Annotated in this window: 17 protein-coding genes and 2 riboswitches; of the genes, 7 read left to right on the top strand and 10 right to left on the bottom strand. The window is 70.5% G+C overall.

Annotated elements, in window-relative coordinates; genetic code table 11:
* Nucleotides 1–5: 5 nt before the first annotated feature.
* Nucleotides 6–1136, bottom strand: a complete 1131-nt coding sequence (locus tag ABH941_RS05785) for a glycosyltransferase family 4 protein (RefSeq protein WP_370127487.1) — start codon at nucleotides 1134–1136, stop codon at nucleotides 6–8.
* Nucleotides 1137–1441: 305 nt separating this feature from the next.
* On the opposite strand from ABH941_RS05785, the gene ABH941_RS05780 reads away from it, so the two are divergent.
* Nucleotides 1442–2668 carry a glycosyltransferase 87 family protein gene (locus tag ABH941_RS05780; RefSeq protein WP_370127486.1) on the top strand — a complete coding sequence of 409 codons (1227 nt, stop codon included), beginning with the start codon at nucleotides 1442–1444 and terminating at the stop codon, nucleotides 2666–2668.
* Here the strand turns inward: ABH941_RS05780 and ABH941_RS05775 are convergent.
* From ABH941_RS05775 to ABH941_RS05750, 6 genes are all read right to left on the bottom strand, one after another.
* Nucleotides 2661–3941, bottom strand: a complete 1281-nt coding sequence (locus ABH941_RS05775; RefSeq protein ID WP_370127485.1) for a hypothetical protein — start codon at nucleotides 3939–3941, stop codon at nucleotides 2661–2663. The two genes, ABH941_RS05780 and ABH941_RS05775, sit on opposite strands and share 8 nt — an antisense overlap.
* Before the next feature lie 24 nt (nucleotides 3942–3965).
* Nucleotides 3966–5060, bottom strand: a complete 1095-nt coding sequence (locus ABH941_RS05770; RefSeq protein WP_370127484.1) for an NlpC/P60 family protein — start codon at nucleotides 5058–5060, stop codon at nucleotides 3966–3968.
* A gap of 214 nt (nucleotides 5061–5274) precedes the next feature.
* Nucleotides 5275–6300, bottom strand: a complete 1026-nt coding sequence (locus ABH941_RS05765; RefSeq protein WP_370127483.1) for an NlpC/P60 family protein — start codon at nucleotides 6298–6300, stop codon at nucleotides 5275–5277.
* A 58-nt stretch (nucleotides 6301–6358) separates the two neighbouring features.
* Nucleotides 6359–6507, bottom strand: a riboswitch (cyclic di-AMP (ydaO/yuaA leader).
* A gap of 341 nt (nucleotides 6508–6848) precedes the next feature.
* Nucleotides 6849–7922, bottom strand: a complete 1074-nt coding sequence (locus ABH941_RS05760; RefSeq protein WP_370127482.1) for an NlpC/P60 family protein — start codon at nucleotides 7920–7922, stop codon at nucleotides 6849–6851.
* Between the two features lie 182 nt (nucleotides 7923–8104).
* Nucleotides 8105–9520, bottom strand: coding sequence for an NYN domain-containing protein (locus ABH941_RS05755; RefSeq protein ID WP_370127481.1), 1416 nt, complete (start codon nucleotides 9518–9520; stop codon nucleotides 8105–8107).
* 130 nt (nucleotides 9521–9650) lie between these two features.
* Nucleotides 9651–9923, bottom strand: coding sequence for a hypothetical protein (locus tag ABH941_RS05750; protein WP_370127480.1), 273 nt, complete (start codon nucleotides 9921–9923; stop codon nucleotides 9651–9653).
* 116 nt (nucleotides 9924–10039) lie between these two features.
* On the opposite strand from ABH941_RS05750, the gene ABH941_RS05745 reads away from it, so the two are divergent.
* The gene (locus ABH941_RS05745; RefSeq protein ID WP_370127479.1) at nucleotides 10040–10822 is read left to right on the top strand and encodes a rhomboid family intramembrane serine protease; all 783 of its coding nucleotides are present in this window, start codon (nucleotides 10040–10042) and stop codon (nucleotides 10820–10822) included.
* The gene (locus ABH941_RS05740) at nucleotides 10819–11100 is read left to right on the top strand and encodes an Lrp/AsnC family transcriptional regulator (protein WP_370127478.1); all 282 of its coding nucleotides are present in this window, start codon (nucleotides 10819–10821) and stop codon (nucleotides 11098–11100) included. The genes ABH941_RS05745 and ABH941_RS05740 overlap by 4 nt, the downstream gene beginning before the upstream one ends.
* Before the next feature lie 126 nt (nucleotides 11101–11226).
* Here the strand turns inward: ABH941_RS05740 and ABH941_RS05735 are convergent, their stop codons facing one another.
* The 3 genes from ABH941_RS05735 to ABH941_RS05725 all read right to left on the bottom strand — a co-directional run bounded on the left by ABH941_RS05735 (nucleotide 11227) and on the right by ABH941_RS05725 (nucleotide 14434).
* The gene (locus tag ABH941_RS05735; protein WP_370127477.1) at nucleotides 11227–12597 is read right to left on the bottom strand and encodes an aminotransferase class V-fold PLP-dependent enzyme; all 1371 of its coding nucleotides are present in this window, start codon (nucleotides 12595–12597) and stop codon (nucleotides 11227–11229) included.
* 52 nt (nucleotides 12598–12649) lie between these two features.
* Nucleotides 12650–12784, bottom strand: a riboswitch (SAM riboswitch).
* Nucleotides 12785–12873: 89 nt separating this feature from the next.
* Entirely contained in the window at nucleotides 12874–13944 is a 1071-nt protein-coding gene (trpD, locus tag ABH941_RS05730) for an anthranilate phosphoribosyltransferase (protein WP_370127476.1), read from the bottom strand.
* A gap of 76 nt (nucleotides 13945–14020) precedes the next feature.
* Nucleotides 14021–14434, bottom strand: a complete 414-nt coding sequence (locus ABH941_RS05725) for a hypothetical protein (RefSeq protein ID WP_370127475.1) — start codon at nucleotides 14432–14434, stop codon at nucleotides 14021–14023.
* A 334-nt stretch (nucleotides 14435–14768) separates the two neighbouring features.
* On the opposite strand from ABH941_RS05725, the gene ABH941_RS05720 reads away from it, so the two are divergent.
* The 4 genes from ABH941_RS05720 to ABH941_RS05705 all read left to right on the top strand — a co-directional run bounded on the left by ABH941_RS05720 (nucleotide 14769) and on the right by ABH941_RS05705 (nucleotide 19044).
* Entirely contained in the window at nucleotides 14769–15389 is a 621-nt protein-coding gene (locus tag ABH941_RS05720) for a heme-copper oxidase subunit III (protein ID WP_370127474.1), read from the top strand.
* 108 nt (nucleotides 15390–15497) lie between these two features.
* Entirely contained in the window at nucleotides 15498–16301 is an 804-nt protein-coding gene (locus tag ABH941_RS05715; protein ID WP_370127473.1) for a c-type cytochrome, read from the top strand.
* On the top strand, nucleotides 16298–17365 hold the full coding sequence (locus ABH941_RS05710) for a ubiquinol-cytochrome c reductase iron-sulfur subunit (RefSeq protein WP_134010253.1): 1068 nt from the start codon (nucleotides 16298–16300) through the stop codon (nucleotides 17363–17365). The genes ABH941_RS05715 and ABH941_RS05710 overlap by 4 nt, the downstream gene beginning before the upstream one ends.
* A 2-nt stretch (nucleotides 17366–17367) precedes the next feature.
* The gene (locus ABH941_RS05705; protein WP_370127472.1) at nucleotides 17368–19044 is read left to right on the top strand and encodes a cytochrome bc complex cytochrome b subunit; all 1677 of its coding nucleotides are present in this window, start codon (nucleotides 17368–17370) and stop codon (nucleotides 19042–19044) included.
* Nucleotides 19045–19096: the final 52 nt, after the last annotated feature.

The following is a 19096-nucleotide window of genomic DNA, read 5'->3' as shown; positions in this document are numbered from 1 at the left end:
GCTCGTCAGAGCAGCGCGGCCAGCCGCCCGGCCAGCAGGTCCCAGCGCCAGTTCTGCTCCACCCAGGCCCGTCCCCGCTCGCCCATCCGGGCGCGCAGGGACGGGTCCTGAAGCAGCGTCACCAGACGTTCCGTCAGAGCCTCCTGGTCGCGCCCGGGGACCACGTAGCCGGTCTCCCCCTCCAGCACCGCGTCGGGCGCCCCGCCGGAGTCACCGGCGACCACCGGCAGTCCGGTCGCGGACGCCTCCAGGTAGACGATGCCGAGCCCCTCCACGTCCAGACCGCCGCGGCGGGTCCGGCAGGGCATCGCGTAGACGTCGCCTGCGCCGTAGTGGGCCGGGAGCTCGGACCAGGGCACGGCGCCGGTGAACCGCACCGAGGCGGAGACCCCGACCGAGGCCGCCAGCTTCTCCAGATCGCCCCGGTAGGGCCCGTCGCCGACGATCAGCAGCACCGTGTCCGGTTCGGCGGCCAGCACCCCGGGCAGCGCCCTGATCAGCGTGTCCTGGCCCTTGCGCGGCACCAGCCGGGAGACGCACACCACCACCGGGCGCGAGCTCAGCCCCAGCGCGGCCCGCACCGCGGCCCCGCCCGAGTCCGGGTGGAAGGTCTTCTCGTCCACGCCCGGCGGGACCTGGCGCATCCGCGCCGCCGCCTCCGGGCCGACCGCGGCGGCGATCCGCGAGCGGGTGTACTCGCCGAGGTAGGTGAGGGTGTCCGTGCCGGAGCCGATCCGCCGGAGCAGCTGCCGGGAGGCGGGGAGCTGGGCCCAGGCCGCCTCGTGCCCGTGGGTCATCCCCAGCAGCCGCCCGGCCCCGGCCTTCCGCAGCGCGGGGGCCATCAGCCCGAGCGGCGCCGCAGCGCCGAACCAGACCGAGCCGCAGCCCTCGGCGGCGAGGATCTCGGCGGCCCGGCGGGTGACCCTGGGCGTGGGGAGCAGCATCGTGGTCCGGTCCCGGACCACCTGGAACGGCTGCTCGGCGTCGAAGCGGGCGACCTCGGCGCCGTCGCGCCAGGATGAGGCATACACCACAATCTGCTCGGCCGGCATGCGCACCGCCATGTTGTGCACGAACGTCTGGATCCCACCGGGGCGGGGCGGGAAGTCATTGGTGACGATCAGCGTCTTGTTCATGCTCCATCTTTCCGGGGGTCGACCCCCGTCCTCACCGCAATCATCGGGAGGCGTTCTGTGACCGGCGGGACGTGATCCGTACGATAGGGCAGTGCGGCAACCGCACGAGTGCCCGCGAGCGTGTTCCACTCTGCCGTTCGATCCACGTCGTTCGATCCACCCTGCGGTTCCCTGTCGGCTTCCAGTCCCCGGGCGAGGATTCCATCACTACTCAGCTGCACCCGCTGTCCCGCCCGGCCGAACCGGCGGAGACCCCGGCGCCATCGCGCGACCGGGCGACGCGGCGTGCCTGGGCGGCTGTGGGCGTGAGCTGGGCCGTGACCCGGAGCCTGGTGATGCTGGCGGTGCTGGGGCTGCTGCAGCTCGGCACCAGCGACGTGACCAGCGACGTCAAGGTGATCTACCAGGGCTGGGCCCAGGTGCTGCAGACCGGCACCTTCCCGCTGGACGACGTGACCTGGCAGTACCCGCCGCTGACCGCGCTGGTGATGCTGGTGCCGCACTGGCTGCCGTGGACCTACTTCACCGGCTTCCTGGTGATGGTCGCCGTCTCCGACGCCGTGGTGCTCGGTCTGCTGCTGCGGGCCTCCCGGCACGGCCGGAGCAGGGCCGGCGCCTGGCTGTGGGCCCTGGTGGTGCCGCTGCTCGGGCCGACCGTCTACTGCCGCTTCGACCTGGTGGTCACCGCCGTGGCGGTGGTCGGGCTGCTGGCCGCGGCCACCCGGCCGCGGCTGGGCGGGGTGCTGGCCGGGATGGGCGCGATGCTCAAGGTCTGGCCGGTGCTGATGGTGCTGGGCACCCCGCGCGGCCGGAAGACCAGGGAGACCTGGATCGCGATGGTGGTCTCGGCGCTGGCCATCGGCTTCTACTACGCGGTCACCAATGTCGGCGCCTACTCGTTCATGAGCTTCCAGGAGAACCGCGGCGTCGAGATCGAGTCGCTGGGCGCACTGCCCTTCTACCTGGCCCATCTCTTCGGCTGGCGCGGCCATGCCGAGATGCACTACGGCTCGACGGAGTTCCTGGGCACCGGAGTGGACCTGGTCGGCAAGCTGATGGTGGCGCTGTCGCTGGCCGCGTTCGCCTGGCTGCTGCTGTGGCGGTTCCGCGCCCGTCGCTGGACCGCGGCGACCCCGTGCGACGCGGCCCTGGCCGCGCTGCTGCTGTTCACCGTCACCAGCCGGGTGATCAGCCCGCAGTACCTGGTCTGGCTGATCGGCATCGCCGCCGTCTGCCTGGTCTCCCCGCAGACCACCCAGCGCCCCACCGCCTGGCTGATCGCCGCCGCGAGCCTGTTCACCTTCCTGGAGTTCCCGGTCTTCTTCGGCGACCTGGCGGCGTTCAAGCCGCTCGGCGTCTCGGTGCTGATCGTCCGCAACCTGCTGCTGGCGGCGGCCGCCGTGGTCTCCTGCCGCCGGCTGTGGCGCGAGACGATGCGGCCGGAACCGGAATCCGTGCCGGACGCGCTGCCGGCGACGGTGCCGGCGACGGTGCTGGAGACGCCTGCTGCGGCCGCCCCGGAGACTACCTAGCCGCGTAGCGAAGATCGGCCCTCCACTCGGCCGTGAAGGCGCTGAGTCCGGAGCCGACGGTCCGGCGCAGCGCCGAGTCCAGCGCGGCGTCCGCTCCTCCGCCTCCGCCGGCCGCCGCCACCGCGCCGTAGAGGGCGACCAGGGCCTTCTGGCCGTGGCGCAGGACGATGCTCCGGCAGGCGAACCAAGCCTGCTCGTACGCCTGCGGGAGGTCCGCCGCCGAGCCGTCGAAGGACGCGTCCGCGGGGAGTCGGTCCGGGATCCGGCCCGCCCTGAGGTCGGCGATCAGTTCCGGGGCGATCTGGGCGGGGGTGCGGCCGGTGCCGAGGTAGCCGGTCCAGTTGGCGGCGCCCTCGGCGAGCCAGCGCGGGGTCCACTGCTCGGTGATCGCCCGGGTGGCGACATGGGTGGTCTCATGGATGGTGACCACGCGTCGGCCGAGCCCGTTGAGGGTGTCCCAGACCTGGGGGTTGACGGTGATCCGCTCGGTGCGGCCGGCCTCGGCCGCGCCCAGCTCCCCGGTGGTGACGGCGGCGATCGCGGAGTAGCCGGCCGGGTCGGCGCCGAGCAGCCGTCCGAACTGGTCCAGCCCGAGCGGGGCGAGCAGGACCGTCCGCTGACCCCAGCCGGTGCCCCAGACCGCGCTGACGGCCGGGACCGCCCGGTCCGCCTCGGCGGCGAGCTGCTGCAGCGTGCCCGGGTCGCGCAGCCCCAGCACCAGGCTGGAGCGGCCCTGGACCACGGTGACCGGGCCGAGGTCCCAGAGCTGGACGTCGCCGCCGGGGTGGTCGCTGTCCGAGCTGAGCAGCCACGCGCCGCCGTCCGCGCTGCGCGTGAAGGTGAGGTACTGGGTCGCGGTGACCGGCTCGGAGTCGAAACCGCTGAGCCGGTACGACAGTTCGACCCGGGTCGCGAGCCGCGCCGCGCCCTCGGCGCCGATCACCGCCGGCAGCGGATAGGCGTCCAGGGCCTTGAGCCGGTACTCCCACGCACCGACGGGCACCTGGGCCAGATTGCCCAGCATCGCGGCGCCGCTGTCGCGAAGGGCCTGCGCGGTGGGCAGCACCGTCGCGGCCAGCGCGGCCTGGTCCCGGGCCCGTACGGCGGCGGCGCGGCGGTCCAGGACCGCCTGCAGGGCCGCTGAGGTGGCCGGGTCCGCGGCAGGTCCGGCGTCGGCGGAGTGCTGCCGGTCGTGCCACTCCTCGCCGCCCAGGGCGCCGGCGACCAGCAGCGCGGCACCGGCGGCCAGCACCGCCCGGCGTCCGGCCGCCATCAGCGGCACCGTCCCCGGGACGGGTCAGATCCGGACCACACTGGCGACGGGCATGTCGCCGACCCGCTCGTAGCGGACCCTGGCCCCCGGGTAGGGCGCATGGATGACCGTCCCATTGCCTGCGTACATCCCGACGTGGTGCATGTCGCCGTAGTAGATCACGAGGTCACCGGGCCTCGCCTGACTCAGCGGGATCCGCTGTCCGGCGAAGGCCTGGCCCTGCGAGGTACGCGGCAGCGTCACTCCGGCATGACGCCAGGACCAGTACATCAGCCCGGAACAGTCGAACGATCCCGGGCCCGCGGATCCGTACACATAGGGCTTGCCGAGGGCGCTCTCCGCGGCCGCCAGCGCCTCGGCCGCGCGCCCCGAGGCCGGTCCCTGGTCCGACGGCAGCTGCTGCTCGGCGACCTGGGCCGCCACCCCCGCCGCGTCCGCCTCGGTCTGCTGGAGCTGGGCGCGCTGCGCCGCGGTCAGCGTGTCCAGCAGCGCCTTGGCATGGCCGAGCCGCTGCTGGACCTGGGCCTTGCTGTCGGCGATGGACTGCCGCAGCGTCTCCAGCTGGGCCAGCTGGGCCACCGCCTCGGTCCGGTCCTGCACCAGCTGCCGCTGGTCCTCCTCGATCTGCTGGAGCTTCAGCGCGGCCACGGTGTCGGCCTGGTCCGCGGTCGAGGCCTGCTCCAGGTACTGGTCGGGGTGCGCGTTGAGCAGCAGTTTCACCAGCGGGTCCACCCCGCCGCCCTGCCGGTACTGGGCGCTGGCGATCGAACCCATGGACTGGATCAGGGCGTTCACATGCTGCTGCTCCTCGGCGACCCGCTGCTGCAGCAGCACGGACTCGCGCTGGAGCGCGCGCTCCTTCTCCCGCGCCCCGTCGTACTGCTGGCCGGCCACCTCCGCCTGCGCGTAGAGGCCGTCCAGCTGGTGCTGCACGTCGTCGGCGGTGACCGGGGCGCCACCGCCGGAACTGCCGCCGCCCGGGTCGCCCGGAGTGGCCAGCGCGCTGCCGCCGGCCGCCAGGACCGCCGCCGTGGCCGCCGCCACGGTCGCCGCGGTGCGCGACAGGGCTGCCACGGTGGAGTACTGGCCCAGCGGTCGGACACGTCGGTGGGACGCCACGGGGACTGGCTCCATTCGTCGAAGCAGAGGGCCGAGCGCCGACGTTAGCGAGTCGGACACATAGAGTCCAAACCCCAGCAAGGACGAAAATATCCCCTAAATTAGTACAACTTGACGAAACGCCACGTCGGAATAGGTGGGCCCGGACACGGCGACGGGCCCGACCCCCGTCAGGGGATCGGGCCCGTACAGCCGTTTGGGCGGCTCGCCGAACTCAGATGTGGCGCATCGCGTAGATGGAGCCGATCGTGTCGATGCTCTCGTACTTCACCACAGTGCCGGTGTGCGGGGCGTGCAGCACCATGTTGTTGCCGGCGTAGATGCCGACGTGCGAGTCACTGTTGAAGAAGACCAGGTCGCCGACCTGAAGGTTGGCGCGGCTGACCGCGGTGCCGGCGTTGATCTGGTCGTAGGTGGTACGGCCGATGGACACCCCGGCCTGGGCGTACGCCCACTGGGTCAGCCCGGAGCAGTCGAAGGTGTTCGGACCGGTGGCGCCGTAGACGTACGCGTCGCCGAGCTTGGTCTGGGCGGCGGCGTAGGCGGTCGCCTCCACCGAGTCGCCGGCCTTGGACGAGGACGAGCCCGAGGCACTGCTGGACGAGGAAGAGGAAGAGGAGCTGCTCACGGCGGCGGCGGCCTTGGAGGCGGCGGCGGCGTTGGCGGCCTTGAGCGCGGCCGCCTGGGCGGAGGTGAGGGAGTCCAGCTTCGCCTGGGCGGCGGCGAGCTTCTGCTGCACCGCGGCCTTGGAGGCGGCGAGCTGCTTGCTGGTGGCGTCGAGGGCCTTCAGCTTGGTCTCGGCCTCGGCCTTCTCGTTGTTGAGCGTCGACTGCTCGCTCTTCAACTCGGCCAGCATGTTCGACTGGCTGGCGGTGATCTGGCTCTGCGCCGACGCCTGGTTCAGGTACGACTCCGGGTCGGTGGAGAGCATCAGCTGGACCGACGGGTCGATCGACCCGCTGCGGTACATCGCGCTGGCGACCGAGCCGAGGGCGGTGGCCTTGGCGGTGACCGAGGCCTGCTGGCGGGCGACCTGGTCCTGCAGCGTGCTGACCTGCTTCTGCAGGGTCTGCTGGTCGGACTGCGCCTTGTCGTACTGCTGAACCGCCGTGTCGGCGTCGCTGTTCAGCTTGTCGATCTGGGCCTTGAGTTGGGCAGTGGTCTGCGTCGGGGCCGCCTGCGCCGACTGGGCAGCGGTCGCGGAGAGGGCGACGGTGGTGGCCGCTGCAGCCGTGAGCACGGTTATGCGAGCGCGACCAGGGGCTTTGGGACGACGATGGGACGCCACGAAGGCGAGCTCCTTCTTCCTACGTCCGCCTACCGGGTGAGCTGACGGGTTCGGGCTGGAAGACGTGCCCTACGGCGCTTCACCGGCGTACCGGCCTGGCGTCGATTCACCCCGAGGAACGTGGTTCCCCGGCTCCGAGACTGACGGCGCTCCCCTGTGGTCACCCCGATGGCTTCGGGACGGCCTGCCGTACGGTCGGACTCGGCGGAAACCCCCGCTGTCACCCGGGATGGGTGATCGACTTCGCGGTGGTTCGATCGATGACACTAGTGACCCAACCGTGATCCGTTCAAATCCCTGTAAGTAAAAACTATCTTTGGTTACGACACCGCATCAGATTTCGAACGGAACGTAGTCGCGGCATGACCATCTGACGACGACATGGCGGTCAAATCGGTCATCCGGCCGAGGCGTTGGAGGCCGTGGTGACGTGAGTCACATCACGAGACAACCCTCGCCTCAGCCGACTCCCAAACCTTCGACCCGGAGGTGGCTCTCCGTCAGAAGCGACGAATCGCCACGATCGACCCGAAGTAGGACATCGGCTGGATGGACACGTTGTAGCCGTACTCGGGGGCGTTCAGCAGCATCCCGTTGCCGGCGTAGAGGCCGACATGGTTGCCGTGCTCCAGCACCACGATGTCGCCCACCTTCAGGTCGGCGCTGGAGGCCACCAGGGTGCCCACGGACTCGTCGGAGAAGGAGGAGTGCGGCAGGCTGATCCCGGCGTGGGCGAAGGCCCACATCACCAGGCCGGAGCAGTCGAAGGCATTGGGGCCCGAGGCGCCGAAGGAGTAGGGGGCGACCCCGACCTTGCTCATCGCCGCCTCCATCGCCGTACGGGCGGCGGCGGATATCCCGGAGAGGTTGATCTGGGAGACCGACATGTGGTTGTCGGTGGAGTTCACAGAGCCGTAGGCGCCGCCGGTGCTGGTCCCCTGCGACTTGGCGGCCGCCGCCAGCACTGCGGCACGGGCCGACGCGGAGAGCGAACTGAGCACGCTCTGGGCGTGGTTGAGCTTGGACTGGGCGGTGTTCTTGGCCGACTGCATCTGCTGGAGCAGGCTCTGCTGGGCCGTCAGCTCCTGGGCCGCCTGCGCCTTCTCCTCGGCCAGGGTCTTCTCCTGGCTCTGCAACTGCTGGAGCATGGCGGCCTGGCTGCCGGCGACCCGGCTCTGGGTGGACGCCTGGCTCAGGTACTCGGTCGGGTTCGAGGCGAGCAGCAGCTTCACCGTCGGGTCGACGGCGCCGTTGCGGTACTCAGCGCTGGCCATCTGCCCCAGCTGGCCCAACTCCTTGTTCACCGCGGCCTGCTGCCGGGCTATCTCGTCCTGGAGCACATTGGTCTGCCGCTGCAGCGTCTGCTCCTGGGTCTGCGCCTGGTCGTACTGCTCCGTCGCCGCGCTCGCCGCCGCCTGGTCCGCCTCGACCTGGGACTTCGCCTGGTCGCTGGTGGTCATCGGCGCTGCCTGCGCGGATGCCTGGGCCGAGAGGGCCACAGCGGTGGCGGCGGCCGCGGTCAGGATCGACACCTTGGCGCGGCTGGGTTGCTTGGGGCGACGGTGCGTGGCCACAGAAGCTGGTTCCCTTCGAGCAAACGCTGGCGAACACAGACAGAGGTTCACAGACATAGGTTCGAAGGGAGAGACTAGTGAGAGAGATGTGACTCTGTCGCCCTGGGCGGGAAGTCCGGGTATGAATGGGAGCAATGTCCTTTATATGAAAGGGTTTAAAGCCGCCCGGACGACTATTCAGTTCAGGTGCGGACAAGACGCCGCAGCAGCATCGCCGAGGGCACCGGCCGCGCGCCGGCCTTCCGTACTCCGTCGGCCACTTCCCGGTCGGTCGACACCACCACCACCGGACGGCCCTCGGGCTCGGCCCGCACCAGACGGCGGATCAACTCGTCGGCGTTCTCCCCGGAGCGGCTGAAGAGCACCCTCACCCCGCGCGGCGGAGCCATCGGCACCGGTGCGTCCAGATCCTTGCCGTCGAACACGCAGGTGATCTCCGCGCCGCTGTGCGCGGCGAGCATGGACAGTCCGTTGAGCAGCCTGACCCGCTGCTTCTCCAGCGGCAGCGTCGGATAGCCGCTCTTGGTGACGTTGTAGCCGTCCACCAGCAGATGCACCTGAGGGAGCGCCAGCAGCTGGTCCAGCAGCGCGGGGTCGTCCCCGTCCAGGGCACGTCTGGCCACGTCATGGGGTGAGGCCGTGGTCGGCGACACCGCCTCCACCGTGTCCGCGGGGCGGGTGCTGACCGGCTTCAGCCCCAGCTCCCGCTGCAGCCCCTGAGCGCCCTGCAGCACCACGTCCAGCAGCAGCCGCAGCCGCATCTCCTCGGCGCTGCGCCCCTCCCTGGAAGTCCGCCTGGCCGCCTCGACGGCCGACTCGGCCTCGGCCAGCCGGTGCTTCAGCCGGCGGACCTCGCTGTCGGTGCTGCCCCGCTCGGTGGCGCCGGCCGCGCGCAGCGCCTCCAGCTCGGCGGCGACCTTGCGGGTGGCCGCCTCGGCGCGCTTGGTGTCGGCCTCCAGGCTGCGCACCCGGCGACGGAGCGAGTCCCGCTCCTTCCTCGTCTCGTCCAGCTCGACCCGGCCCCGGTCCGCCTCCGCCCTGCTGGTCTCGCGCAGCGCGGACAGCTCCGCCTGCAGCTTCTCCACCAGCCGGGCGGCCTCGGCGGCGGCGCCCTCGGACTCGGCCCGCTCGACCTCCTCGCCGGCGTCGCCGACCAGCTTGCTCCAGCCGACCGGGCGCAGCAGGTACGCCACCGCGGCGACGTCCTGCGGATCGGCGGCGGCCGGGACCTGTCCGTTCTCCAGTGCCGCGACCAGGTCGGGCTGGCCCTGTCTGACGCGTTCCGCTATCCGCGACCGGAAGCCCGGCTCGGTCTCCAGCGCGGCAGCGATGGCGGTGGCCCCGCGTCTGGCCCGCTGCACCGGGGTGAACTTGGCGTACGGACGCAGCCGGGGCGGCAGCTCGGCGAGCGGCATGGCGCTGAGCCCGTCGGCGGCGATGCCGACGACCCTGCGCCGCACCCCCTCGGGCAGCGGCCGGTCGAGCTGCTCGACGGGTTCGACGGGCTCGGCCGGTTCGGCGGCGGGCAGCGCGAGGTCCGCCGCCTCGTCGGGGCCGTCGGGCCCCGCGGCGGCGTCCGCCCGGTCTCGCTCCACCACGTCCGCTGTCTCCGATCCGGTCCTGCGGGACTGCTGCCCGCAGTAACCATTCTCGCCCGCCCCACCCCCTACTCGTCACCGCGCCACACATGCCTCGGGCCCACCTGCCCCAGGGCGACCCGCCGGAACCTCAGACCTCGCTACGCCCAGCCTGTGCGGCCGCCTCGGCCTCCGCACCCGGACGGTCCACCAGTTCCACCTGGTCCACCGCGTTGCACCAGCGGCAGCGCACGGACTCCACGGTCTCGCTCAGCACCTCGCGCTCCTCCACCCGCGGCTCGCCGGCCAGGTCCAGATGGACGAACTCGACCACTCGGGAGGACCGGGTCACGTCGAAGCGGGTCAGGTTGCCGCACAGGGTGCAGCGCCACCGGGTCCCCTCGGTGGGAAGGGGAACTGACATGAGTGGTCCTCTCGCAACGGGTACGCCTACCTGCACAACCCTATGGCCTCGTCCTCACCGGCAGATACGGCAGGACAACCGGTGTCAGATTTGTCCGGTTAAGGAATGCTCACTCCATGCTGAGGCCGGTAAGCGCAGAAGATCCGTTCGTTCCGCTGGTGACCTACGCGCTCATCGCTGCGTGCGTACTGGTCTTCCTGGTCGGCCCGGTCTCCGGGCTCGATCCCCTGTACGGCAGCGGGAACGCCCGCGCCTGCGCGGAGCTGGCCTACTACCACCACTGGGGGGTGATCCCCAGCGAGCTGATGGACAATCAGCCGCTGGCGGCCACCACGACGCCGGGCTGCCCGGCGCCGGACAGCTTCCCGAAGATCCCGGCCCTGTCGGTGCTGACCGCGATGTTCGTCCACGGCGGCTGGCTGCACCTGCTGGGCAACATGCTCTTCCTCTATGTCTTCGGCGCGATGGCCGAGGAGCGGATGGGGCGGCTGCCGTACCTGCTCAGCTATGTCGCCCTGGGCTATCTGGCGACCTACGGCTACGCGGTGTTCGCCGCCGGCGGCGACAGCGCCACCCAGACCCTGGTCGGCGCCTCGGGCGCGATCGCCGGCGTCCTCGGGGCCTATCTGCGGCTGCACCCCAGGGCCCGGGTGACCAGCCTGCTGCCGTTCCTGCTGTTCCTGCCGCTGCGGTTCCCCGCCTGGCTGGTGCTGGGCGTGTGGTTCGCGATCCAGTGGGCCTCGGTCGGCGCGCCCTCGGCCGCGGTCACCGGGGTGGCCTACACGGCCCACCTGATCGGCTTCGTCGGCGGCTTCCTCTTCGCCTGGCTGCTGTACTGCCGCGGGCGCGGCTACGCTGATCCGACGAACACCGCCGTACTCCCAGGAGACCCCCCGTGATCACCGCGATCGTGCTCATCAAGACCGCCGTCGACCGGATTCCCGAGATCGCCGAGTCCATCGCAGCGATCGACGGCGTCACCGAGGTCTACTCCGTGACCGGCCAGCACGACCTGGTGGCGATGGTCCGGGTACGGGCCCACGAGGACCTGGCCGAGGTCATCCCCGGCCAGGTCAACAAGGTCCCCGGGGTCGAGTCCACGGAGACCCACATCGCCTTCCGCACGTACTCCCGGCACGACCTGGACGCCGCATTCGCGTTGGGCCTGGAGGACTAGGCGCGGACCGTAGATGGTTGGGCGCGCAGTTCCCCGCGCCCCTAGCCAGTGCAACTGGGCCAGTTGCAGCCCCCTAGGGGCGCGGGGAACTGCGCGACAAGCCACCCACGACCCGCACCCGAAAAATCACGCCCGCCGCGTATCCGGCACACACCGCCCACCCTCGGTCCGGTAGGACCACTGGGCCCCGTCAGTGACCAACTCCCGCACCGCCTCGACAAACCGATCGACGTGCTCGTCCGGCGTGCCCGCACCAAAACTCACCCGAATGGCGTTCAGACTCCGCTCCCCCGGCAGCGAAGCTTCCGGCGCCCCGCACTCGGAAGGCGCAGCCGCCTCCCCGCCGAGCAGCGTCCGCACCAGCGGATGCGCGCAGAAAAGCCCGTCCCGCACCCCGATGCCGTACTCCGCGGACAGCGCGGCGGAGAAGTGCGAGCTGTTCCAGCCCTGGACGACGAAGGACAGCACGCCCACCCGCGGGTGCTCCTCGCCGAACAGGGTCAACACCCTGACCTGCGGAATCCCGGCGAGCCCGGTCCGCAGACGGTCGATCAGGTACTGCTCCCTGGCCACCAGCGCGTCGAAGCCGACCTCGCCCAGGGCACGGCAGGCCGAGGCGATGGCATAGGCGCCGATGACGTTGGGCGAACCGGCCTCGTGCCGCTGCGGGCCCCGGTGCCACTCCACCGCCACCGAGCCGTCGGTCTCCCTGGCCACGGTGCGGCTGGCGCCGCCACCCGCCAGGTAGGGCTCGGCCGCGTCCAGCCAGTCGCCGCGGCCGGCCAGCACGCCGGCGCCGAAGGGCGCGTAGAGCTTGTGCCCGGAGAAGGCGACCCAGTCGACGTCCAGTTCGCGGACCGAGACCGGGTGGTGCGGGGCGAGCTGGGCGGCGTCCAGGACGATCCGTGCGCCGTGCCGGTGCGCGGTCGCGGCCAGCTCCCGGACCGGCCAGATCTCCCCCGTGACATTGGACGCCCCGGTCACACAGACCAGCTTGGGTCCGGGCACGCTGCCCGCCAGCGCCTCCTCCAGCGCCGCCACCGCCTCCTCCGGGGAGCGCGGGGCGCGCAGGTAGCTGACGGTCAGGTCATGCTTGCGCCAGGGCAGCAGCGAGGCGTGGTGCTCGGTCTCGAAGGCGAACACCCTGGTCCCGGCCGGCAGCACGCCGGCGAGCAGGTTCAGCGAGTCGGTGGTGGCCCGGGTGAACACCACCTGGTCGTCCTCGCGCAGGTCCAGGAACTCGGCGACGGTGGCCCGGCTCTGCTCGAACAGGTCGGTGGACAGCTGCGAGAGGTAGCCCGCGCCGCGGTGCACGCTGCCGTAATAGGGGGCGTAGGCGGCGACGTCGTCCCAGACCCGCTGCAGGGCCGGCGCGCTGGCGGCGTAGTCCAGCGCGGCGTAGGTCACCTTGGCACCGCTGACCAGCGGGACCTCGACGTCGCGGCCGAGCACCGCGAGCGGCTGACACACGGTGGAAGTATTCGGGTACGCCGACACAGACCCCTCCAGGGAATCCAGTGGACCCCCGGCACAAGGCCTGATCAGAAGGGATCCGCGCTTGCCCTGCGGCATTGTTGCCGTAGGGCCTGGTCGTCACCCGGAGGCACCCCGCCACGGACGGAGGGTTGCCGGACAGCAAGCCGGGGCTGCAGCGGTCAGAAACCGCGCGCTGTCACTCGTGACCTGATCAGCACTATGCCAGAGGTCCGCCCGGTGGGCGAACCCCTGTCCGGAATCTGGGACGCTCCAATTCCCCGGGGCGCGACTCCCTGCCTACTTGTGCGTCGCCGCAGCCCAGCGGGCCAGTACCGCTGCCGCCGCGCCGGAGTCGATCGACTCCGCCGTGCGCTTCATCGCCGCCGCCAGCTGCTCGGTCAGCGGTGCGTCGGTCTGGTCCAGGGCGACCAGGGCCGAGGCCGAGTTGAGCAGCACCGCGTCCCTGACCGGGCCCTGCTCCCCCGCCAGCACCCGGCGGGCCACCTCGGCGTTGTAGCTGGAGTCGGCGCCGCGCAGCGCCTCGATGCCGACCGGGGTGATCCCCACGTCCCGGGGGTCGAAGCGGATCCGCTCGACCTCGCCGTCGCGGACCTGCCACACCGTGGAGGTCCCGGTCACGGTGAGCTCGTCCAGGCCGTCGTCACCGCGGAAGACCAGCGCGGAGGCGCCGCGCCGGGCCAGCACCCCGGCGATCAGGCCGGCCATCCTGCTGTCGAAGCAGCCCACCGCGTTGGCGCCGACCCGGGCCGGGTTGGTGAGCGGGCCGAGCAGGTTGAACGCGGTGGGGACGCCCAGGCCGACCCGGGCCGGGCCGGCGTGGCGCATCGAGGGGTGGAACACCGGGGCCGGGCAGTAGGTGATGCCGGCCTCCAGGGCGACCTCGGCCACCCTACGCGGCGTCAGCTCCAGGTTGACGCCCAGCTTCTCCAGCACATCGGTGGCCCCGCTCGCGGAGGAGGCGGCCCGGTTGCCGTGCTTGACCACCAGCGCCCCGGCCCCGGCCGCGACGATCGCCGACATGGTGGAGATGTTGACGGTCCTGGCCCGGTCCCCGCCGGTGCCGACGATGTCCACGGCCCGGCCCGGCACCTCGATCACGTTCGCGTGCGCGTACATGGAGTCGACCAGCCCGGCGATCTCCTCCACCGTCTCGCCCTTGGCCCGCAGCCCGACCAGGAAGCCGGCGATCTGGATCGGCGAGGCCTCCCCACTCATGATCCGGTCCATCGCCCAGGCGGTCTCGTCGGTCGACAGGTCGGTGCCGGCGATCAGGATGCTCAGGAGATCCGGCCAGGACCGCGCCTGCACGGGGTCGCCGCCGCCGTTCGCAGGGATCACGTTCGCCATGGCCTGGGCCTCTCATGTCCAAAGGAGTAAGGAGAGGCCCAGCCTAGCGACCGTGCAGGCCGCCCCGTGGAAGATCTCAACCGACGAGATGGGTCCGATCGCTGCGGAGCAGCGCCACCGCGGCCTCGGCCAGGGCCGCCGGGTCCACCGGCGCGGCGATGGCGGCGTCCGCGCGGCTCCAGCCGGCCAGCCAGGAGTCCTGCGGGCGGCCGATCAGGACCAGGACCGGCGGGCAGCCGTAGACCTCGTCCTTCAGCTGCCGGCCCAGCCCCATCCCGCCGACCGGGGTGGCCTCGCCGTCCAGCACCAGCAGGTCCAGCCGCCGGGTCCCCTTGGCATGGGCGTCCAGCGCCTTCAGGACGGCCGGCGCGGTGGCGCACTCCAGGTACTGAAGCTCTGCCAGGTCCGTCGCCGGGCGGTGCCCGAGCGCCAGCAGGACCTGCTCGCGGGTGCTGCGGTCGTCGCTGTAGACAAGAACGTGCAGTGCCATGGTCCGTCCCCCTGGGGATGTCCTCGGTCCGGCAAGTGATCGGGGTCACTTCGTCGTCTGCGCCGGATGCTACTCCCGAAGCACCCCCCTAAGCACCGGTGCGAACCGGGAAGATCCGGACGCCGGCCGGGACGGCAGCCGTCCGGCCGTTCAGGGTTCACCATTTCGAGGGACCCGGCTGCCTGTCGCGCGCCGGCACCGCCCGGCGGCGCCCCCGGCCATCCGGGCTACCTGCGAGGTCGTCAGGGGTCCGACCACCGCCGGAGGGTACGTCACCGGGCGGACACACCGAGGAACACCCCCCGGAGTGAAGACGGAATAAGCGACCGACATAATGACCGTCGTGGCGACAGCAACTGCAGTAGAAACCGGGCACGCACACGGATCGGTCAACCGGCCGAACCTGGTCAGCGTCGGAACCATCGTCTGGCTGGCTTCCGAGCTGATGTTCTTCGCGGCCCTCTTCGCGATGTACTTCACACTCCGCTCGGTCACCGGGACGGAGTACTGGCACTCAATCAACGAAGCCCTCAACGTTCCCTTCGCGTCGGTGAACACCACGGTGCTGGTGCTCTCCTCCTTCACCTGCCAGATGGGTGTCTTCGCCGCCGAGCGCGGCGACGTGAAGAAGCTCAGGGCCTGGTTCATCGTCACCTTCATCATGGGTGCGATGTTCATCGGCGGTCAGATCTACGAGTACACGAGCCTGGTCCGGGATGACCACATCTCTCTGTCCTCGGGCCCCTACGGCTCGGTGTTCTACCTGACCACCGGCTTCCACGGCATGCACGTGACGGGTGGTCTGATCGCCTTCCTGCTGGTCCTCGGCCGTACGTACGCCGCCAAGCGGTTCACGCACGAGCAGGCCACAGCGGCGATCGTCGTGTCCTACTACTGGCACTTCGTCGACGTGGTCTGGATCGGCCTCTTCGCGACCATTTATCTGATCAAGTAGGCCAGGGTCGGACCGTCCTCTCGGCGCACCGCCGGGCGGTTCCCCACAGACCGACCTGACGGTCAACCAGACTCCAGACGCTCCAGATCCTCACACCGGGGTTAATCCGTGAAAAAGCTCTCCGCACGACGGCGCCACCCGCTGGCAGCGCTCGTCGTCCTACTCTTTGCGCTGGCGACGACCGGGGGGCTGTACGCGGCGTTCGCGCCGGCCGGCACAGCCCAGGCCGACACCAGCCAGTCCCTGCAGATCGAGCAGGGCAAGAAGCTGTTCGCCGTCGGCTGCTCCAGCTGCCACGCTCTCAGCGGAGAGGGGACGAGCATCGGGCCCAGCCTGGTGGGCGTGGGTTCCGCCAGCGTCGACTTCCAGGTGGGCACCGGGCGGATGCCGGCCCAGCAGCCCGGCGCGCAGATCCCGGCCAAGAAGGTGATCTACACCCAGGACGAGATCAACGAGCTGGCCGCCTACGTGGCCTCCCTGGGCGCCGGACCGTCGATCCCGACGTCCGAGCAGTACGCCGCCGGCGACGTCGCCAAGGGTGGAGAGCTGTTCCGTACCAACTGCGCTGAGTGCCACAACTTCGCCGGATCCGGCGGCGCGCTGTCCGAGGGCAAGTACGCACCCTCGCTGGACGGCGTGAGCGCCAAGCACCTCTACGAGGCCATGCTCACCGGCCCGCAGAGCATGCCGAGCTTCCCGGACAGCACCCTGTCCCAGCAGAACAAGCAGGACATCATCGCCTACGTGCAGCACACCACGGACCCGGCGAAGAACCCCAGCTACGGTGGTCTGACCCTGGGCGCACTGGGCCCGGTGACCGAGGGCCTGTTCGGCTGGATCTTCGCACTGGGCGCCCTGATCGGCATCGCGATCTGGATCGCCGCCCGCACCCCCAAGGCCAAGAAGTCATGACGAGCCAGGACAACATGTCTGAAGAACACCTGCCGGAGGCCCACGGGGCCCACGGCGGAGAGCTCGCCGTCCACGGCGACGCCTTCGCCGATCCGGGGCTGCCGCCCCACGAGCACCGCCGTACCGACATCGACGAGCGTGCCGCCGCGAGGGCGGAGCGCCAGGTGGCGATGTGGTTCCTGCTCTCGATGGTCGCGACGATCGGTTTCATCGCGTCCTACGTGATCTTCAAGCCGGGGCCGGAGCTCGGGAACACGGTCTACATCTTCCCGATCGGCCACATCAGCAAGCTCAACTTCGCGCTGGGCATGACCCTCGGCGTCTCGCTGTTCGCCATCGGCGCCGGCGCGGTCCACTGGGCCCGCACGCTGATGTCGGACGAGGAGCACATCGCCGAGCGCCACCCGATCGAGGCCTCCCCCGAGGTGCGCGAGCAGGTCTTCGCGGACTTCCGCCAGGGCGCCAAGGAGAGCGGCTTCGGCCGTCGCAAGCTGATCCGCAACACGATGATCGGCGCCATGGCGATGGTCCCGCTGTCCGCGGTGGTGCTGTTCCGCGACCTCGGCCCGCTGCCGGAGAAGAAGCTCGACACCACCGAGTGGGCCAAGGGCAAGCGCCTGGTCAACATGAACACCAACGAGCCGATGAAGGCCTCCGACATCACGGTGGGCTCGCTGACCTTCGCCAAGCCGGAAGGCGTGGAGGAGAGCGACGAGAACTTCCAGGAGGTCATCGCCAAGGCCGCGGTGATGCTGGTGCGGATGCAGCCCGCCGACATCAAGGACCAGGCGTCCGCGGGCTGGGGGTACGAGGGCGTCCTCTGCTACTCCAAGATCTGCACCCACGTCGGCTGCCCGATCAGCCTCTACGAGCAGCAGACGCACCACGTCCTCTGCCCGTGCCACCAGTCGACCTTCGACCTCTCCGACGGTGGCCGAGTGATCTTCGGCCCGGCCGGGCACCCCCTGCCGCAGCTGCAGATCTCGGTCAACAGCGACGGCTACCTCGAGGCACTCGGCGACTTCAGCAAGCCCGTCGGCCCCGGCTTCTGGGAGCGCAGCTAACCATGACCACTCACGCGGAACCCACAGCGGTCGGCGAACACGACGACCACCAGGTCGGCCACAGCGAGGCCGGGGTCGAACAGGCCCACCTCGGCGAGAAGGCGGCGGACTGGGTCGACGGCCGGCTCGGCATCTACGGGCTGGCCAAGGCCAACCTGCGGAAGATCTTCCCGGACCACTGGTCCTTCATGCTCGGCGAGATCTGCCTCTACAGCTTCATCATCATCATCCTGACCGGCGTCTACCTGACGCTGTTCTTCACCCCCAGCATGGGTGAGGTCGTCTACCACGGCTCCTACACCCCGCTGAACGGCATCCGGATGTCGGAGGCCTACAAGTCCACCCTGGACATCAGCTTCGACGTCCGCGGCGGCCTGCTGATCCGTCAGATCCACCACTGGGCGGCCATCGTCTTCGTGGCGGCCATGCTGGTGCACATGATGCGCGTCTTCTTCACCGGCGCGTTCCGCAAGCCCCGCGAGATCAACTGGCTGTTCGGCTTCCTGCTGCTCTTCCTGGGCATGTTCGACGGCTTCATGGGCTACTCCCTCCCGGACGACCTGCTGTCCGGCACGGGTATCCGCTTCATGGAGGGCGCGATCCTGTCGATGCCGATCGTCGGCACCTACATCGCGATGTTCCTGTACGGGGGCCAGTTCCCCGGCAACGACATCATCCCGCGCTTCTACACCATCCATGTGCTGCTGATCCCGGGCATCATGCTGGGCCTGCTGGTGGCCCACCTGATCCTGGTCTTCTACCACAAGCACACCCAGTTCGCGGGCCCCGGCCGGACCGAGAAGAACGTCGTCGGCATGCCGCTGATGCCGGTCTACATGGCCAAGGCGGGAGGCTTCTTCTTCCTGGTCTTCGGTGTCATCGCGATGGTCTCGGCGATCGCCTCGGTCAACCCGATCTGGGCCTACGGCCCCTACCGCCCCGACCAGGTGTCCACCGACGCCCAGCCGGACTGGTACATGGGCTTCTCCGAGGGCCTGATCCGGATCATGCCGGGCTGGGAGATCAGGGCCTTCGGACACACCCTGGAGCTCGGTGTCTTCATCCCGCTGATGATCTTCGGCCTGGTGATGATCGTGATCGCGGTCTACCCCTTCCTGGAGGGGTGGATCACCGGCGACAAGCGCGAGCACCACATCCTTGACCGCCCGCGCAACGCGCCGATGCGCACCGCGTTCGGCGTCGCCTGGATCGCGGAGTACCTGATCCTGCTGGTGGCCGGCGGCAACGACCTGTTCGCCACGCACTTCAACCTCTCGATCAACACCATCACCTGGGCCTGCCGGATCCTGTTCTTCGTCGGCCCGGTGATCGCCTTCACGGTCACCAAGCGCTGGTGCATCGGCCTGCAGCGCGGCGACCGGGAGAAGGTCCTGCACGGCCGCGAGACCGGCACCATCAAGCGCCTGCCGCACGGTGAGTTCATCGAGGTGCACGAGCAGCTCTCCCCGGAGGCGCTGCACACCATCACCGCGCACGACCAGTTCCAGCCCATGGAGCTGCCGGCCGAGGTGGACGAGAACGGCGTCAAGCGTAAGGTCGGGGCGGTCACCAAGCTCCGCGCCAAGCTCTCGCAGAGCTACTTCGGCGAGGCCGCGCAGATCCCCAAGCCGACCCCGGAGGAGCACGCCGAGATCACCAGCGGCCACGGCCACCACTGATCCTGCTCCACACCCGAAGGCCCCTCCCGCGCGTGCTGCGGGAGGGGCCTTC

Source organism: Streptacidiphilus sp. EB103A (assembly GCF_041261405.1).
In the GTDB taxonomy this organism is placed as follows: domain Bacteria; phylum Actinomycetota; class Actinomycetes; order Streptomycetales; family Streptomycetaceae; genus Streptacidiphilus.
This window is presented reverse-complemented; position numbering and strand designations above follow the sequence as displayed.

Excerpts from the sequence above, each read along its gene's own strand:
- ABH941_RS05785 (WP_370127487.1), bottom strand. The coding sequence starts at position 1,136 with ATGAACAAGACGCTGATCGTCACCAATGACTTCCCGCCCCGCCCCGGT.
- ABH941_RS05775 (WP_370127485.1), bottom strand. The coding sequence starts at position 3,941 with ATGGCGGCCGGACGCCGGGCGGTGCTGGCCGCCGGTGCCGCGCTGCTG.
- ABH941_RS05750 (WP_370127480.1), bottom strand. The coding sequence starts at position 9,923 with ATGTCAGTTCCCCTTCCCACCGAGGGGACCCGGTGGCGCTGCACCCTG.
- ABH941_RS05745 (WP_370127479.1), top strand. The coding sequence starts at position 10,040 with ATGCTGAGGCCGGTAAGCGCAGAAGATCCGTTCGTTCCGCTGGTGACC.
- trpD (WP_370127476.1), bottom strand. The coding sequence starts at position 13,944 with ATGGCGAACGTGATCCCTGCGAACGGCGGCGGCGACCCCGTGCAGGCG.
- ABH941_RS05725 (WP_370127475.1), bottom strand. The coding sequence starts at position 14,434 with ATGGCACTGCACGTTCTTGTCTACAGCGACGACCGCAGCACCCGCGAG.
- ABH941_RS05720 (WP_370127474.1), top strand. The coding sequence starts at position 14,769 with ATGACCGTCGTGGCGACAGCAACTGCAGTAGAAACCGGGCACGCACAC.
- ABH941_RS05710 (WP_134010253.1), top strand. The coding sequence starts at position 16,298 with ATGACGAGCCAGGACAACATGTCTGAAGAACACCTGCCGGAGGCCCAC.
- ABH941_RS05705 (WP_370127472.1), top strand. The coding sequence starts at position 17,368 with ATGACCACTCACGCGGAACCCACAGCGGTCGGCGAACACGACGACCAC.